Source organism: Saccharopolyspora galaxeae (assembly GCF_016526145.1).
Taxonomy (GTDB): domain Bacteria; phylum Actinomycetota; class Actinomycetes; order Mycobacteriales; family Pseudonocardiaceae; genus Saccharopolyspora_C; species Saccharopolyspora_C galaxeae.
The window spans coordinates 64,700-80,907 of sequence record NZ_JADDUE010000008.1; the positions used below are offsets into that span (position 1 = coordinate 64,700).

A 16,208-nucleotide genomic window follows, 5' to 3' on the forward strand; every position below is an offset into this window, starting at 1 on the left:
CGCTGGTCACGTCCGGGGTGAGCCGCCCTCCACCGGACGGCAGCGGGACTCGGCACCGGCGGCCTCGGCACCCGGCGCCTGCGACGTCGTGCGAGCCTACGGTCCGCTGTTGTTGCAGCGCAGGCCGTTTTTTCAACAGTTGACCAGCAATGGAGGCAAAGGTGCCGCAATCCATTCCCAGCCGGATGCAGGCGGTAGTCGTGCACGGCCCGGAGGACTACCGGCTCGAAGAGGTGGACGTGCCCACGCCCGATCACGGCGAGCTGCTGATCGAGGTGGAAGCGGTCGGCGTCTGCGCGAGTGATCTGAAGTGCTACCACGGCGCGGCGAAGTTCTGGGGCGACGACAACCGCGCCGCCTGGGCGCAGAAGGGCGTCATCCCCGGGCACGAGTTCGTCGGGGTCGTCGTGGCCGGTGACCGCAAGGGCCTGGACCACCACGGGGTGGAGCTCGGCGACCGGATCGCCTGCGAGCAGATCGTGCCCTGCGAGGAATGCCGCTACTGCCGCCGCGGCCAGTACTGGATGTGCGGGCCGCACGACATGTTCGGCTTCCGCAACTACAACGGCGCGATGGCGCAGTACACGCTCGTGCCGATCAACGCACGCGCGCACAAGGTCTCGCACGAGCTCAAGCCGCACCACGCCGCGTACGCCGAGCCGCTGTCCTGCGCGCTGCACGCGGTGGAGCGGGCGAGCATCAGCTTCGGCGACGTGGTGGTCGTCGCGGGCTGCGGCCCCATCGGCCTGGGCCTGATCGCCGGGGCCCGGCAGAAGAACCCGATGACCCTGGTCGCGCTCGACCTCGACGACGACAAGCTCGAGCTGGGGCGCCAGTGCGGTGCCGACGTGACGTTCAACCCCGCCAAGGACGACGTGGTCGCCCGCGTCGCCGAGCTGACCGAGGGCTACGGGGCCGATGTCTACCTGGAGGGCACCGGTGCCACTCCCGCGGTCGGCCAGGGGCTGAACCTGCTGCGCAAGCTCGGGACGTACGTGGAGTACTCGGTGTTCGGCTCGGACGTGACGGTCGACTGGTCGATCATCTCCGACGACAAGGAGCTCAACGTCCTCGGCGCGCACCTCGGGCCGCACTGCTGGCCCGCCGCGATCAAGCTGCTGGAGCAGGGCAAGATCCCGGTCGAGCAGATCTGCACCCACCAGGTCGGGCTGGGCGAGTTCCAGCAGGCGCTGGACCTGGTCGCGGACACCTCGGGCGCGTCCGTGAAGGTCTCGATCCTGCCCAACAAGTGAATACGGGGACGAACACGATGAACACCGCAACCACCACCGGTCCAGCCCGCGAGACCTTCCTCGACCGGATCGGCATCCCGCACTCGCTGCGCTGGGGATTCCTCGCCGTGCTGATCTTCATGACCGGCAACGGCACCGAGACGAACTTCATCGAACCGCACATGGGCGAGGTGCTGGGCTCCGGCACCGCCACCGTCGGCACCATCATCTCGATGTACAGCTTGGCCGCGCTGATCGGCAGCTACTTGTCGGGAGCGCTCGCCGACCTGTGGGGACCGCGCCGGGTGATGCAGCTGGGCGCCGCCGTGTGGATCGTCTTCGAGCTGCTGTTCCTCGCCAGCCTCGCCATGGGCAGCCTGCCCCTGGTGTTCCTCACCTACTTCCTGCGCGGTTTCGGCTACCCGCTGTTCGCGTTCGCGTTCCTGGTCTGGGTCAACGTGGTCACGCCGGTGGAGCGCAACGGCAAGGCGGTCGGCTGGTTCTACGTCATGTTCACCGGCGGCCTGCCCACGCTGGGCTCGCTGTACGCGCTGGGCATGATCCCGGCCTTCGGCGGCGGGACCGCCGGTGAGACCGGTGCGATGGTGGCCTCCATCGCGCTGGTGGTGATCGGTTTCCTGCTCGGCCAGTTCGCGGTGCGCGAGCCGCACGGCGACAGCCGCATCGCACCGGCGGGCAACTCGACCGCCGCGGTGCTCACCGCCGGGCTGCAGCTGACCGTGCGCCGGCCGAAGATCCTGATGGGCTTCCTGGTGCGGTTGATCAACACCGCGCCGCAGTACGGCATGTTCATCATCCTGCCGACGGTGATCGCCGAGGAGCTGGGCTGGGGCCAGTCCCGCTGGCTGATCATGACGACGCTGGTCTACGCGTCCAACATCCTGGTCAACGCCGTGTTCGGGGCGATCGGCGACCGCTGGGGCTGGCGGCGCACCGTGCAGTGGTTCGGCGTGTTCGGCTCCGCGGTCGGGCTGCTGGCCTGGTGGTACGTGGCGCACTGGGTGCCCGCCGGAACGTCGTGGGGCTTCTGGACCGCCACGGCCGCGGGCTGCCTGTTCGGCGCGCTGCTGGCCGGGTTCGTGCCGATGGGCGCGATCATGCCCGCGCTCGCCCCGGACTACAAGGGCGCCGCGATGGCCATGTACACCACCGCGGCCGGTGGTTCGGCGTTCCTCGGTTCGGCCGTGCCCGCCGTCGTGCTGGCTGTCGGCCTCGGCAACGTGAGCGTGGTCTGGGCGTTCGTGGTGCTCTACGCGGCCGCCTTCGTGATGGTCGGTTTCCTCAAGGTGCCGGAGGACGAGAACCGGCGGCGCAAGCCCGCCGCGGCGACTGCCTGACCTTGCGCCCGGCACCGGATCCGGCGGCTTCGCCCGGCAAGCGGCTGGTCCGGTGCCGACCGGCGCCCGGGTTTCCGGGTGAACGGCCTGTTCGCCTGAACCAGTGGGACCAACGGTCCGTTCGCTCAGCAAGACCGAACACCCCAACCCCACCCGTCCAACCGGTTCTCTCCGAGTGAACGGCCTGTTCGTCCCACTAGATTGGGCGTGCGGTCCGTTCACTCCGGAGGCCGCCGGTGCGCGACGCAGGTGTTTCGCCGCCTCCGGGCGGAAACCACGTACAAGGACGACTCAGCCATGTTTGAACTCACGCAGAAAGTGGCCCTGGTGACCGGAGCGGCTTCCGGGATCGGCGCCGAGGTGACCCGCGTGCTGGCCGAACGCGGGGCCACGGTCGCGGGCGCCGACCTCGTCGCCGACCTGCCGGAGTCGTGCGCTTCGGCGCACCGGGTGGACGTCTCCGAACCGGACTCGGTGCAGGACTGCGTACGGGAGGTGCTCGACCGGCACGGCCGGATCGACGTGCTGGTCAACTCCGCCGGTGTCGCCCGGCTGGCACCGGCCGCCGACATCGTCATGGACGACTGGCGCGCGACCCTGGACATCAACCTCACCGGGAGTTTCCTGATGTGCCAGGCGGTCGGGCGCGGCATGGTCGAGCAGGGCTCCGGGCGGATCATCAACCTCGCCTCGCAGGCCGCGAGCGTCGCGCTGGACCAGCACGTCGCCTACAGCGCCTCGAAGGCCGGAATCCTCGGCATGACCCGGACGCTGGCTTTCGAGTGGGCGCGCAGCGGCGTCACCGTCAACGCGGTTTCGCCGACCGTGGTGCTCACCGAGCTCGGCCGCGCCGCCTGGGACAACCCCGCTGGCGAGGCGCACCGGGAGGACATCCCGGCGGGCCGGTTCGCCGAGCCGGCGGAGATCGCGGCCGCGGTCGCCTACCTCGCCACCGAAGAGGCCGCCATGGTCAACGGCACCGACCTGCGGGTGGACGGCGGATTCACCATCCGCTGACGCTCGATCCGACATCTATCCACAGTGGAATAACTCGGGTTCGCTGCGCCGGTCACCGAGACTTCCGCCGCCGCGCGGCACCGGAACTTCCGCCGCCGCGCGGCACCCGAGCTTCCGCCGCCCTGCCACGACGGACCGAGCGCAGTCGCGATCGGCACTACGCGCATCAGCCGACCCAGTGATTGACATCCCGGATCACCGGGTAGGCGAAGAGGGTCTTGCCCCACTGCGCTTGGAGGAGATCCCCGTGATCACCCTAGGTGTCATCCTGCTGATCCTCGGCCTGGTGCTGAGCGTCCCCGTCCTCTACACGATCGGCGGCATCCTGATCGTCGCGGGCCTGGTCCTGTTCGTGCTCGGCCGAATGGGCACCAAGGTCGGCGGCCGCGCCCACTGGTTCTGACCGGCCACAGTGGACTGGCGTGCGGATGGACCGGAACCCGCATCGCCCCGCCGTGCGCACGAACCGAGCCCCGATGTTCCGAGGGCGACGCGAAGCCATGACCGGAGGCGACACGACCGGACGGACCGCGGTCCACCGGGCGAAGGAACGCGCCGAACGCCTCATCGGCACGCTGCGGCGAGGTCTGGGCCACGCCGGCCGGGACCGCGACGCGATGTTGTCGATCGTGAAGAGCGTGTTCGCGGCAGCCGTGGCCTGGCTGATCGCGAACAACCTGCTGCACGCGCCTTCGGCGACGTTCGCCCCGTTCACCGCGTTGCTGATGGTGCAGGCGACGGTGTCGCAGTCGGTGGACCAGTCCGCCCGCTACGCCGCGGCGATGGTGGCCGGCGTGGTTCTGGCCGGGGTGCTCACGCCCACGCTCGGTGCCGCGATGTGGACGTTCGCGGTACTGATCCTGGTCGCGCTGGTTTTCGGGCGCTGGCGCAAACTCGGCCAGCAGGGACCGCAGGTCGGGGTGGCCGCGCTGTTCGCCTACTCGTCGTTCACCCAGTCACCCGCGCTCTCCGCCAGCTATCTCCAGCTGGCCAGCATCGCCGGGCTGGTGCTGCTGGGTTGCGCGCTGGGAGTGCTCACCAACCTCGTGATCGTGCCGCCGATGCGCTACCGCAGCGCCGAGCACGGCATCGGTTCACTGGCCCACTCGCTGTGCGACCTGCTCACCGACGTGTCGGAGGGCTTGCACGGCGGTGTGCCGGACCGGGAATCGGCGCAGGCGTGGCAGCACCGCGCCGACCAGTTGCCGGAGTCGGTGGCGCAGGCGCGCGCCACCGTCGAGCACGCCGCCGAGACCATGCGGTTCAACCCGCGCAGGTTGTTCATGCGGGACTCCACCTCCTTCGCCGGCCACCGCACGATCCTCAACGCGCTGGAGCGCGCGGGTGAGCAACTGAACTCCGGCCTGCGCGGCGTGCACAACGCCGCCGCCACCGACCACCCGCAGGACCGGGCACACCACCGGTTCATCATCGGCTACGCCGAACTGCTCGCTGCAGCGGCCGAAGCGGCTCGAAACCTCGGCCGGTTGCACAGCGCCGACGACACGCCACAATTGCGCGAACTCGACGACGCCACTTCCCGGGCCGAACGCGCTTACCGCGAGCTCGCCGAACAGGCCGGGGACGAAACGCTCGACAGCCCGCGGCAATGGCCGATCTACGGCGCCCTGCAAACCGACGCGCACCGCTTGGTCGAAGAGTTCATCCACGCCCGCCATTCCCTGTCACACCTGCTCGAACCCGACCGGGAAGAACCCCAAACCGCAGGCTCCGCTGCGGAACGAAGCGAATGACCTCGGCTACACCACAACCGCGTCGTGGAGGCAGAACTCCTGCAGCACCGACAACGCACTATCCGAGACGACGAGCGTCGACGGCGCCCGCAACGTCACGTCAGGAAGAGCGCCGGGCCACTTCGAGGGCTTCGGCTTCCTCGCCGCCGATCGCCTCGCCGCGGGCGACCAGGCCTGCGACCTCCGACAGCGGAATCTGCTTGAGCAGCAGCGCGAGCAGGAACGCGACGCCGATGAACGGGACCAGGTACCAGAACACCGGGGCCAGCGCGTCGGCGTAGGCGCCGACGATGGCGTCCTTGATCGGCGCGGGCAGTTGTTCCAGCGCGCTGGGGGCCACCGAGCCCGCCGCGCTCTGCGCCTGTTCCGGCGATGCTCCGGCACCGGCGAAGATGACCTTCAGGTTCTCCGTGAGCCGGGTGGAGAAGATGGTGCCGAACACCGAGGTGCCCAGCGCCCCGCCGACCTCGCGGAAGTAGTTGTTCGTGCTGGTCGCGGTGCCGATCACGGACGGGCTCACCGAGTTCTGCACCACCAGCACGACGACCTGCATGATCAGCCCGAGGCCCGCGCCGAACACGAACAGGAACGCGCACAGCAACCACACCGGCGTCTCGGCGGACAGGCTCGTCATGGCGACCATGCCGATGCCGGTGACGATCGTGCCGAGGATCGGGAACAGCTTGTAGCGCCCGGTCTTGGTGATCCGGCGGCCGGAGACGATGGAGGTGAGCATCAGCCCGCCCATCATCGGCAGCATCGCCATGCCGGAGACCGCGGCCGAAGTTCCGGTGGACATCTGCAGGAAAGTCGGCAGGAAACCGAGCGCGGAGAACATGCTCAGCCCCAGCACCAGCCCGATCGCGGTGGCGTTGATGAAGATCGGGTTGCGGAACAGCGACAGCGGGATGATCGGGTCCGTCGCGCGCGACTCCGCGAACACGAACAGCGCCGCGGCCACGACCAGCCCGGCGCCCCACATCCAGGTTTCCGGCGCGCTCCAGCCGTGCGCGGCGTCGCCGCCGAAGTCGGTGAAGAAGATCAGGCTCGTGGTCGCCGCCGCCAGCAGCACCACACCGGGGATGTCCAACGGCTGCGTGGCTCGCTTGTTGGGCAGCGTCAACGCGAAGTAGGTGATCGCGAACGCGATGATGCCGACCGGGACGTTGATGTAGAACGCCCAGTGCCACGACAGGTGGTCGACGAAGAAGCCGCCGAGCAGCGGACCGCCGACGGCCGCGAGCCCGAAGATGCCGCCGAGCGGGCCGAGGTACTTGCCGCGTTCGCTGGCCGGGACGATGTCGGCGATGATCGCCTGCGACAGGATCATCAGCCCGCCGCCCCCGAGTCCCTGCGCGGCGCGGAACGTCACGAAGGTCCACAAGTCACCGGCCAGGGCGCAGCCGATCGAGGCGAGCGTGAACAGCGCGATCGCGACCAGGAACAGCCGCCGCCTGCCGAGCACGTCGCCGAACTTGCCGTAGATCGGCATCACGATCGTGGTGGCCAGCAGGTAAGCGGTGGTGATCCACGCCTGGTGCTCGACCCCGCCCAGATCGCCGACGATGGTCGGCATCGCGGTCGACACGATGGTCTGGTCCAGGCTGGCCAGCAGCATCCCCGCGATCAGCGCGCTGAAGATGATCCACACCCGCCGCTGCGTGAGCAGCAGCTTCGGGCCGGAGTCGGGTTCGCTCATGTCATTCCTCCGGATTGGCCGAGCGCCCCCGCGAAGACCCCCCGCGCGGCCCCCAGCCGACGTTCCATGATCGTGCGCAACGGGTCGGAGTTCCCGGGGCAGAGGAACTCCCGCATGCAGGCGCCCCCGAGCGCGCTGACCACCTGCACGACGACTTCGGCGCGGAGATCCCCCGCGGGCAGACCCGCACGGCGCTGCACCAGCTCGACGTCGGCCCGCTCGCGGGCGCGCAGCGACTCGAACAACCGGGACAGCAACCGGGGCTCCCGGTCGATCGCGGCGACCAGGTCGGCCACGTGTTCCGGGGTGAGTCCGATCTCCGTCCAGCGCGCGACGATCAGCGCGGCGTAGTCCTCCGGCAACCGCTCGGAGAGCCCGCTCGCGTTCCCCGCGCCCTCGGCGGCGAACCGCTCCTCGAGTTCGTGCTGGTCCCACAGCGTCGTGAAGCCGAGCACTGCGTCCTCTTTGGACGCGAAGTAGTTGAAGAAGGTGCGCCGCGAGATGCCCGCCTCGTCGCAGATCTCGTCGACGGTGAAGCCGGGCAGGCCCTGCTCGGCGGTGCGCCGGCGCGCTGCGGTGGTCAGCCGTTGCGCCGTGCGCATCCGACGCTGGAAACCCGGGTTTGCACCATCAGCCACGGAGTGCATTCTTGCACTATGGCTTGCTGAGTGCAGACGGCGGGGTCGTTCGCCCTGTCGCGCTCGCGACCTGCTGCGGCAGTCGCTCGGGTGCGTGGGACAAAAAAAGAGGGCCTTCGCGGATGGTGCGTCGCGAAGGCCCTCTCGGCCGCTGGGCTGCGGCGGCGCGTTCGATCAGGGCAGGGTGAACAGGCTTTCCCTGGACTTTTCCGAACTCGCGCGGTCCTTCAGCACGAGCGGACTGCGCCCACCGGGCTTGCTGAGCTCGCGGACCGAAACCGCCAGCGCCGGATCGTTCTTCGGCGTGATCACCAGAGTTCCGCCGTCGCCCGGTTCGACCTTCCACTTCTGCAAGTCGTCGTGCTGCTCGCACGGACGCACCTGCACCGCCGAGTCCGGCTCGACGAGCTCGGTGGCCGCGCACTTGTTCGTCTTCGCGTTCTTGATGCTCACGTGGTCGCCACCGGCATCGGAGATGATCCACTTGTGGCTGGTGTACTCGGGCCGGTTCTTCAGCTGCGCACTGTCGATCTGCGGCCCGGTGTCGCCGTCCAGCACCCAGCGGGTGCCGTCGGCCGCGCTCGCGATCTGGCCGCGATGCACGATGTCGCCGGGGGCCGCTTCACCCTGGGCGAACGCGGGCGCGGCCGCGGCGAACCCGAGCGCCGCCAGCGCGCCGATGGCGACGAGATGAGATCGGTTCATGACTTTCCTCCGTCCGGATCGCCGGCTTGCGGTGTCGAGATCGGCGATTCCGCGCAACGTCATACCCGGCTCGGCCCACCTCGGCCCGACGACGCACCGCAACGGGTGATCGCCCGGAGCGGTCAGCGGTGGAACCGGAACCAGTTCAGGAAGGCGATTTCATCGGCGCGGCGGCGGTGAGACGTCGGGTTGCGCCAGCACGGCCCTCGCGCGTGCTTCGCGAAGCGCCTTTCCTGGAGTTCGGCGGCGTCGTCCGCGGGAAGCTCCGGCGAGAGCTTCAGCTCTTTGACCGCCACCGGGCGGTGCAGCAACTCGTCGGTATTCGACCACACGGTCCCCCATCGCACCGCGACATGTGCTGCTCTCCAGCCGGTACCGGCTCCCGATGACGCGGTACGCGGGTGCGGCCGCGTCGTGTTAGCGCCGAAAAACCGGGGCGGGCGGCGGCTTTTCCATTCAGCCGATCCATAGTGGACAGACATTGTGGATACCGCCGTTCAGCGGATCGCGCGCTTGGCCAACGGACCACATCGGGCAACGCGAACGTAGCTAGACAGCAGCGCCCTCCGCGGCGGATCGCGGCTTCCGGATCCACCCGCAGCCCGGACCAACGCCGGAGCACTTCGCGGACACCGGCCGTTGACCGCCACCCGCCCGATGCTTATTGTTCGGACTCGCAACTTAGTACGACTTGCACCTGGGGCGCTCGACCGGAGCGCCGACCAGGAGCGGCGCGTAGGAGACCCATGGCGATCACCGCCGATCGTTGCCCGGCCGACGGCGCCCGCCGCGCGGGACGGAGGTCGACACCGTGACCACACGCAAGATCCTGCTGCGCACGGTCGTGACCATGCTGAGCCTGGTGCTGGTGGTCGCCGGCATCGCCGAGGCGCACGAGTCCGCAGGCTCCGGCGCGGGAGCGCGGGACAAGCTCAAGATCATCGCTCCGGCCGCGCCCGGCGGCGGGTGGGACACCACCGCCCGCGAGCTGCAGAACGCGGCGCAGGCCAACGACCTCACCGCCGCGAGCGAAGTCCTCAACGTGGAAGGCGCGGGCGGCACGATCGGCCTGGCACGGCTGGTGAACCAGCCCGGCGATCCGAACACGCTGCTGCTCACCGGCACGACGATGCTCGGCGGCGTCGAGATCAACGGCTCGCCGGCCGAGGTCGCCGACACCACCCCGATCGCCAAGATCAGCGAGGACTACGACGCGATCGTCGTTCCCGCCGACTCCCCGCTGCGCACCATCGACGACCTGATGGGCCGGTGGCGGGCCGATCCGGGAGGCGTGGTCGTCGGGGGCGGCTCGATCGGCAGCCTGGACCACCTGCTGGCGGGCTCGGCCGCGAGCGCCGCCGGGGTCGGGCCTGCGGGGTTGAACTACATCGCCTACTCCGGCGGCGGCGAGATGGTGGCGTCGCTGCTCGGCGGCCACCTCGACGTCGGGGTGGCGAACACGAACGAGATCAGCGATCAGGTCACCGCCGGGCAGCTGCGGGTGCTGGGCGTTTCCGCGCCGCAGCGCACCGCCGATCTGCCCGGAGCGCCGACCCTGCGGGAAACCGGGATCGACATCGTGCTGTCGAACTGGCGCGGCCTGGCCGCCGCACCGGGGATCACACCGGCGCAAGCCGAGGACATGCGCGCGTTCGCCCGGCAGCTGGTCGCCACCCCGCAGTGGCGGGATGCGTTGCGGCGCAACAACTGGATCGACGCGTTCGTGGACGGCCCGGCATACGACCGCTACCTGCGGGCGGAGACCGGGCGGATCCGGGAGATCACCAAAAGGTTGGGGCTGGCATGACGACCGCTTCCGGCGAGCAGCACGAGGAACCCGCGCGGCCCGAAGGCACCGGGCAGCCCGAAGGCAGTGCGCAGCACGAAAACACCGGGCAGCACGAAAGCACCGGGCAGCACGAGGCAGCCGACCCGCACTCGCCCCGGGCGGACCGGGTGCTCGCAGGACTGGTGCTCGTGACCGGGCTTTTCCTGGTGCTGCAGGGACTTCGGCTGCCGTTGCCGCTCAACGTCGGCTACCTGGGACCGCAGTGGTTCCCGATCGCGGTCGGCGTCCTGCTGATCGCACTGGGCTGCGTCCTGACCATTCAAGCGGTGCGAAAGCCGACGGTCAGCGCACCGGCCGCGGAGGCGTCGTTCGACCGGCGCGCGTTCGGACTCGTGGTCGCCACCTTGGCCGTGCACCTCGTGGTGCTCCTGCTGCTCGGCTGGATTCCCGCCGGAACAGCGCTGTTCTGGGGCGTCGCGCGGGCGCTCGGCAGTTCGCGGGCGCTGTTCGACCTGGGCGTGGCAGCGGTGTTCTCGTGCACCGTGCAGCTCGCCTTCACCGCCGGGCTCGGCATCGCGCTGCCGGTCGGCCTGCTGCCGGAGGTGCTGTGATGGACGCTTGGAACCTCCTGCTCAGCGGGTTCGCCGACGCGCTCACGCCGGTGAACCTGCTGCTGTGCTTCGTCGGCGTGGTGCTGGGCACGGCGGTCGGGGTGCTGCCGGGGCTGGGCAGCTCGATGGCGGTGGCGATGCTGATCCCGCTGACCTTCCGGCTGGAGCCGACCGGCGCGTTCATCATGCTCGCCGGGGTGTACTTCGGCGGGCAGTTCGGCGGCGCCACCACGGCGATCCTGCTGAACACGCCGGGGCAGTCCTCGTCGATGGCCACGGCCTTCGAGGGCTTCCTGATGAGCCGCCGCGGCCGTGCGCCGCAGGCGCTGGCGACCTCGGTGATCGGCTCCTTCGTCGGCGGCACGATCGCCTGCGTCGCGGTGGTGTTCTGCGCGCCGTTCCTGGTCGATTTCGCCCTGCGGTTCGGGCCTGCGGAGTACTTCGCGCTGGTGCTGTTCGCGTTCGCGGCCACCGCGGCGGTCGTCGCCGACTCGGCGGTGCGCGGGCTGACCGCGCTCGGGCTGGGCCTGGCGCTGGGCGTGGTCGGCATCGACGCGCAGACCGGCGTGGCGCGCTACACGCTCGGATCCGGTCCGCTGCTCGACGGGATCAGCGTCGTCGTGGTGACCGTCGGAATGCTCGCCATCGGCGAAGTCCTGCACGTCGCCGCGCGCAACCGCAGCGGGCAGCGGCTGCAGGACATCGACACCGGGCGGCCCTGGCTCGACCGCAAAGACGTGCGCCGGTCGTTCCTGCCGTGGATGCGCGGCACCGCGCTGGGCTTGCCGTTCGGCGCGATCCCGGCCGGTGGCTCGGAAATCCCCACGTTCCTGTCCCTCGGGTACGAACGGAGGCTGGCGCGGCGCCGCGGCGGTTCGGAGTTCGGCCGGGGCGCGATCGAGGGCGTCGCCGCGCCGGAGGCCGCGAACAACTCGACCACCGCGGTGTCGCTGGTCCCGCTGCTCGGGCTGGGCCTGCCCACCTCGGCCACCACCGCGATCATGCTCGGCGCTTTCCAGCAGTACGGGATGCAGCCGGGGCCGCTGCTGTTCCAGGACGAGGGCGAGCTGGTGTGGGCGCTGCTGGCGAGCCTGTTCATCGGCAACGTGCTGCTGCTGGTGCTGAACCTGCCGTTCGCGCCGGTCTGGGCGAAGCTGCTGAGCATCCCGCAGCACTACCTGTACGCCGCGATCGCCGTGTTCGCGACGCTCGGCGCCTACGCGTCGAAGCTGGCGGTATCGGACATCGTGCTGGTCTACCTGGTCGGTCTGCTGAGTTTCCTGTTGCGCCGTACCGGGGTTCCGCTGGCGCCGGTGTTGATCGGCGTCATCCTCGGGCCGCTGGCGGAGCAGGAGCTGCGCCGGGCGATGGCCGTCGGCCAGGGCAACGTGCTCGTGCTATTCGACAGTCCCATCGCGGTGAGCCTGTACGCGGTGCTGGCGGTCGCCGTGGTCGGCACGCTCGTGCTGCGGCGGCGCTCGCGGCGAACCGCCGCCTGACCGGGCGGAGGTTTGCGAGCCGCCCGATTAGCATGGTCGGCGACCAGACCGGCGAGGAGATCATGCCCCCAAGCATCGCGATGCAGGTCGTCGACCTGATTCGACGCTCCGAATTGGACCGGGGCGCGCACGTGCGCGAGCAGTGGGTCGCCGACGCGCTGGGCATCTCGCGGTCGCCGGTGCGCAAAGCGCTCGGCTACCTCGCCGAACTCGGGCTGGTCGCGCAGGAACCGAACCGCGGGTACTTCCTCACTCGCGCCGCTCGCGAATTGGCCCACGTGGACCTTTCCGCGGGACCGGACAACGAGGAGGACGCCTACTTCCGGATCGGTGACGACTACCTCAGCGGCCGGTTCGCGTGCGAGTTCACCACCGCCGAAGTACGCCGCCGCTACGGCCTCACGACGCGGGAGGCCGATCGGGTACTGCTGCGCATGGAGCGCGAGGACCTGATCCGGCGCAGGCCGGGCCGCGGCTGGGCGTTCCAGCACTTGCTGTCCACCGCGCAGGCGCACGATCAGAGCTACCGCTTCCGCATGATCGTGGAGCCCGCGGCGGTGCGCGAACCGGGTTTCGCGATCGACGCGGAGAAGTTCGCGCTGCACCGCAAGCAGCAGGAATCGTTGCTGCGCGGGGACGCGCTGCTGCTGCCGCGCGGCGAGCTGTTCCGCGTCAACGCCGAGTTCCACGAGATGATCGTGGGTTGCGCGGGCAACGCCTACCTGCTCGACGCGGTCTGCCGGGTCAACCGGGTGCGCCGCCTCGTCGAGTACCGGCACCAGACCGACCGGCAACGCCTGGTCCGCCAGGCCAGGGAGCACCTGGAACTGCTCGATCTGCTGGAAACCGGCGACCACGCGGCCGCGGCCCGCTTCCTGCACGAGCACCTCGACGAGGTCCGCGAGCTCAAAACCCGAATCCCCGCCGCTCAATCCGAGTGAACGGCCCGTTCGACCAATCTAGCCGGACCAAAGTTCCGTTCACTCCCAACGCACCCCCGCTGATCGCGCGACGCGCGGGCGTGTCGGCGCCGCGCCACCCGCGCCGGAACTCCCGAGTGAACGGCCCGTTCGACCAATCTAGCCGGACCAAAGTTCCGTTCACTCGGAATGCGCCTGGGCTGCTCGGGTGGCGTACGGGCGTGTCGGCGCGGGGGCGGCCACTTCCAGCGAGTGTTGTACTTGTGAGCGGTTTAGTACAATCGCTGTATGGGTGCTGCGCGGACTGCTGAACTTGCCGTTGGAGAGCGTGCGTATCGGTACGTTCCGCTGCTGGAGCTGGCCGCGGAGCGGGAGCTGGCCACGCTGCCCTACGCGATCCGCGTGCTGCTGGAGAACGTCGCCCGCCGCGCCCCCGGTTCGCTGGAGGCGGTCCTGCGGCGCGCGCTCGAACGCCGCGGCGACTGCGAGGTGCCGCTGCACCCGAACCGGATCATGCTGCACGACACGACGTGCCTGCCCGCGCTCGCCGACTTCGCCGGAATGCGCGACGGCGTCGCCGACCTCGGCGGTGACCCGGCACTGCTGCAACCCGCCATCCCGGTCGACCTGACCGTCGACCACTCCGTCATCGCCGAGGAGTACGGCACCGCCGACGCCGCCGAGCGCAACCTGCTGATCGACTTCCGGCGCAATCGCGAGCGCTACGAGTTCATCAGGTGGGCCGAGCGCAGCATCGAGAACTTCCGGGTGGTGCCGCCGGGGACCGGGATCATCCACCAGGTCAACATGGAGTCGCTGGCGCGCGTGGTGTGGACCGACCCGGCGGGAGATGCGCCGCTGCTGCACCCGGACCTGCTGGTGGCCACCGACAGCCACACACCGATGATCAACTCGATCGGCGTCGTCGGCTGGGGCGTGGGCGGATTGCAGGCGCAGGCCGCGATGCTCGGCGAACCGGTCGTCGTTCCGTTCCCAACCGTGGTGGGCGTCCGGCTGCTCGGCAGGCTGCGCAGCGGCGTGACCGCCACCGACCTGGCGCTCACGGTGACCGAGGTCTTGCGCGCGCACGGCGTGATCGACAAGTTCGTGGAGTTCGTCGGCCCCGGCGCGACCGGCATCGGCTGGGCCGATCGCGCCGCGGTCTCGAACATGGCTCCGGAGTACGGCGCGACCTGCGCGTTCTTCCCGTTCGACCAGAACGCGCTGGACTACCTCGCGCTCACCGGCCGGGACGCGGCGCACCGCGAAGTGGTCGCCGAATACCTGCGCGCGCAGGGATTGTTCCGCACCGGAGCCGAACCGGAACCGGTCTACGACGAGACGATCACGATCGACCTGGACACCGTGGAACCGAGCGTGGCCGGTCCGCGACTGCCGCACGAGCGCGTCCCGCTTTCGGCCGTGCCGGGCACTTTCCGCGCGGCTGCGGGAAATCCGGAACCCGCGTCGGGCGGCTCCGAGGAACCCGCTGGGCAACTCGGGCTTTCCGAACAACCGAGGTCCTTCGCGGAACCCGTGCCCGCAGGCGCGGTCGCGATCGCGTCGATCACCAGCTGCACCAACACCGCGAACCCGGCGCTGATGGTGCAGGCAGGGTTGCTGGCCCAGCGTGCCGCCGAGCGCGGCCTGCGCGCCAAGCCGTGGGTGAAGACCTCGCTGTCACCGGGCTCCCGCGTCGTCAGCGACTACCTCGACGCGGCCGGACTGCTCGCGGCGCTGGCCGACACCGGTTTCCACGTCGCCGGATTCGGCTGCATGACCTGCATCGGCAACTCCGGGCCGTTGCAGTCCGATATGGACACATTGGTCGAACGAGGATTCACGCCTGCCGCAGTGCTTTCCGGAAACCGCAACTTCGCCGGGCGGATCAACCCGAAGATCTCGCTGGCCTACCTCGCCTCGCCGCCGCTGGTGGTCGCCTACGCCCTGGCCGGGTCGGTGCTGCACGACTTCACCACCACCCCGATCGGCCACGACCGCGACGGGGATCCGGTGCACCTCGCGGACCTTTGGCCGTCCGATGTGGACGTTCAGCGCGTCGTGGCCGACTCCGTGCAACCGGAGCTCTTCCGCGCGAACACGGCGAAGCTCCGCGACGGAACCGAGCACTGGCACGCCTTGCCCGCGCCGGAGGGAACCAGGTTCTCGTGGGACGAGGACTCCACCTACATCCGCAAACCTCCCTACCTGACGGGACTTTCCCGCACTCCCCCGGCCGGGCTCGGCTTCCGGAACGGCCGGGTCCTGCTGTGGCTCGGGGACGACGTCACCACCGACCACATCTCCCCCGCGGGTGCGATCCCCGCGGACAGCGCCGCGGGCGAGTACCTGCGCGAGCGCGGCACTCAACCGCGCGATCTCAACCAGTACTCCACCCGGCGCAGCAACCACGAAGTCATGCTGCGCGGCGCGTTCACCAACCGAGCCGTCGAAAACCTGCTGCTGCGCGAGGAATCCGGATCCGGCGGCCGCGCGCTGGACTCGGCCGGGCACGTCAGCCCGGTCTACGACGCCGCGATGTCCTGTCATGCCGCGGAAATCCCGCTCGTAGTGATCGCGGGCCGGAACTACGGCGCCGGATCCAGCCGGGACTGGGCCGCGAAAGCCCAGTCGCTGCTCGGCGTGCGCGCGGTGGTGGCGGAGAACTTCGAACGGATCCACCGCAGCAACCTGATCGGCATGGGCGTGCTTCCGCTGGTGTTCGAGCCCGGCGAATCCGCCGACGACCACGGCTTCCACCCCGGCGACGAACTCGACCTGCACGTCCCGGACGCACTCGAAGTGGGCCTGAACCGGGTCACGATGACGATCACCCGGCTCGGCGGAGCGGTTCGGGAACTGCGGCTGCGGCTGCGCCTCGACTCGCACAGCGAGATCAGCTACCTCGAGCACGGCGGAACGCTGCCTTACGTGGTCCGCAAGTCACTGCCCGCCGCCGAGTAACGGCACCGCCCCGAGCGGGCGC

14 protein-coding genes are annotated in these 16,208 nt (G+C 69.9%); 10 read left to right on the top strand and 4 right to left on the bottom strand.

Features of this window, described 5'->3' with window-relative positions:
* Positions 1-161: 161 nt before the first annotated feature.
* The 5 genes from INP57_RS18880 (at position 162) to INP57_RS18900 (ending at position 5,361) form a co-directional block, all read left to right on the top strand.
* The gene (locus INP57_RS18880) at positions 162-1,253 is read left to right on the top strand and encodes an alcohol dehydrogenase catalytic domain-containing protein (RefSeq protein WP_200071601.1); all 1,092 of its coding nucleotides are present in this window, start codon (positions 162-164) and stop codon (positions 1,251-1,253) included.
* Positions 1,254-1,270: 17 nt separating this feature from the next.
* Positions 1,271-2,590, top strand: coding sequence for an RbtT/DalT/CsbX family MFS transporter (locus tag INP57_RS18885; protein ID WP_200071602.1), 1,320 nt, complete (start codon positions 1,271-1,273; stop codon positions 2,588-2,590).
* A gap of 297 nt (positions 2,591-2,887) precedes the next feature.
* The gene (locus INP57_RS18890; RefSeq protein WP_200071603.1) at positions 2,888-3,607 is read left to right on the top strand and encodes a GolD/DthD family dehydrogenase; all 720 of its coding nucleotides are present in this window, start codon (positions 2,888-2,890) and stop codon (positions 3,605-3,607) included.
* Between the two features lie 247 nt (positions 3,608-3,854).
* Positions 3,855-4,010, top strand: a complete 156-nt coding sequence (locus tag INP57_RS18895) for a DUF6131 family protein (RefSeq protein WP_200071604.1) — start codon at positions 3,855-3,857, stop codon at positions 4,008-4,010.
* Positions 4,011-4,107: 97 nt separating this feature from the next.
* Positions 4,108-5,361, top strand: coding sequence for an FUSC family protein (locus INP57_RS18900; RefSeq protein WP_200071605.1), 1,254 nt, complete (start codon positions 4,108-4,110; stop codon positions 5,359-5,361).
* Between the two features lie 100 nt (positions 5,362-5,461).
* Here the strand turns inward: INP57_RS18900 and INP57_RS18905 are convergent, their stop codons facing one another.
* The 4 genes from INP57_RS18905 to INP57_RS18920 all read right to left on the bottom strand — a co-directional run bounded on the left by INP57_RS18905 (position 5,462) and on the right by INP57_RS18920 (position 8,735).
* Positions 5,462-7,060, bottom strand: coding sequence for an MDR family MFS transporter (locus tag INP57_RS18905; protein WP_200071606.1), 1,599 nt, complete (start codon positions 7,058-7,060; stop codon positions 5,462-5,464).
* A complete protein-coding gene (locus INP57_RS18910) occupies positions 7,057-7,698 on the bottom strand; it encodes a TetR/AcrR family transcriptional regulator (RefSeq protein ID WP_307850164.1) in 642 nt (213 codons plus the stop codon). Before INP57_RS18910 ends, INP57_RS18905 begins: the two co-directional genes overlap by 4 nt.
* Positions 7,699-7,872: 174 nt before the next feature.
* The gene (locus INP57_RS18915; RefSeq protein WP_200071607.1) at positions 7,873-8,403 is read right to left on the bottom strand and encodes an RICIN domain-containing protein; all 531 of its coding nucleotides are present in this window, start codon (positions 8,401-8,403) and stop codon (positions 7,873-7,875) included.
* Between the two features lie 122 nt (positions 8,404-8,525).
* Positions 8,526-8,735, bottom strand: coding sequence for a hypothetical protein (locus INP57_RS18920; protein WP_200071608.1), 210 nt, complete (start codon positions 8,733-8,735; stop codon positions 8,526-8,528).
* Between the two features lie 479 nt (positions 8,736-9,214).
* Here INP57_RS18920 and INP57_RS18925 point away from each other — a divergent pair, with 479 nt between their 5' ends.
* The 5 genes from INP57_RS18925 to acnA all read left to right on the top strand — a co-directional run bounded on the left by INP57_RS18925 (position 9,215) and on the right by acnA (position 16,186).
* On the top strand, positions 9,215-10,210 hold the full coding sequence (locus tag INP57_RS18925) for a Bug family tripartite tricarboxylate transporter substrate binding protein (RefSeq protein WP_200071609.1): 996 nt from the start codon (positions 9,215-9,217) through the stop codon (positions 10,208-10,210).
* Positions 10,207-10,803: a tripartite tricarboxylate transporter TctB family protein gene (locus tag INP57_RS18930; protein WP_200071610.1), complete on the top strand. Its 597-nt coding sequence runs from the start codon at positions 10,207-10,209 to the stop codon at positions 10,801-10,803. The genes INP57_RS18925 and INP57_RS18930 overlap by 4 nt, the downstream gene beginning before the upstream one ends.
* On the top strand, positions 10,803-12,302 hold the full coding sequence (locus tag INP57_RS18935) for a tripartite tricarboxylate transporter permease (RefSeq protein WP_200071611.1): 1,500 nt from the start codon (positions 10,803-10,805) through the stop codon (positions 12,300-12,302). The genes INP57_RS18930 and INP57_RS18935 overlap by 1 nt, the downstream gene beginning before the upstream one ends.
* Positions 12,303-12,364: 62 nt before the next feature.
* Positions 12,365-13,243, top strand: a complete 879-nt coding sequence (locus tag INP57_RS18940; protein WP_233627882.1) for an FCD domain-containing protein — start codon at positions 12,365-12,367, stop codon at positions 13,241-13,243.
* A 267-nt stretch (positions 13,244-13,510) separates the two neighbouring features.
* Entirely contained in the window at positions 13,511-16,186 is a 2,676-nt protein-coding gene (gene acnA / locus INP57_RS18945; RefSeq protein WP_200071612.1) for an aconitate hydratase AcnA, read from the top strand.
* The last annotated feature ends 22 nt before the right edge of the window (positions 16,187-16,208 follow it).

What these genes read in the sequence shown, in the direction of transcription:
- INP57_RS18900 (WP_200071605.1), top strand. Translation starts at nt 4,108, where the DNA reads ATGACCGGAGGCGACACGACCGGACGGACCGCGGTCCACCGGGCGAAG.
- INP57_RS18905 (WP_200071606.1), bottom strand. Translation starts at nt 7,060, where the DNA reads ATGAGCGAACCCGACTCCGGCCCGAAGCTGCTGCTCACGCAGCGGCGG.
- INP57_RS18930 (WP_200071610.1), top strand. Translation starts at nt 10,207, where the DNA reads ATGACGACCGCTTCCGGCGAGCAGCACGAGGAACCCGCGCGGCCCGAA.
- INP57_RS18940 (WP_233627882.1), top strand. Translation starts at nt 12,365, where the DNA reads ATGCCCCCAAGCATCGCGATGCAGGTCGTCGACCTGATTCGACGCTCC.
- INP57_RS18890 (WP_200071603.1), top strand. Translation starts at nt 2,888, where the DNA reads ATGTTTGAACTCACGCAGAAAGTGGCCCTGGTGACCGGAGCGGCTTCC.
- INP57_RS18885 (WP_200071602.1), top strand. Translation starts at nt 1,271, where the DNA reads ATGAACACCGCAACCACCACCGGTCCAGCCCGCGAGACCTTCCTCGAC.
- INP57_RS18915 (WP_200071607.1), bottom strand. Translation starts at nt 8,403, where the DNA reads ATGAACCGATCTCATCTCGTCGCCATCGGCGCGCTGGCGGCGCTCGGG.
- acnA (WP_200071612.1), top strand. Translation starts at nt 13,511, where the DNA reads ATGGGTGCTGCGCGGACTGCTGAACTTGCCGTTGGAGAGCGTGCGTAT.
- INP57_RS18935 (WP_200071611.1), top strand. Translation starts at nt 10,803, where the DNA reads ATGGACGCTTGGAACCTCCTGCTCAGCGGGTTCGCCGACGCGCTCACG.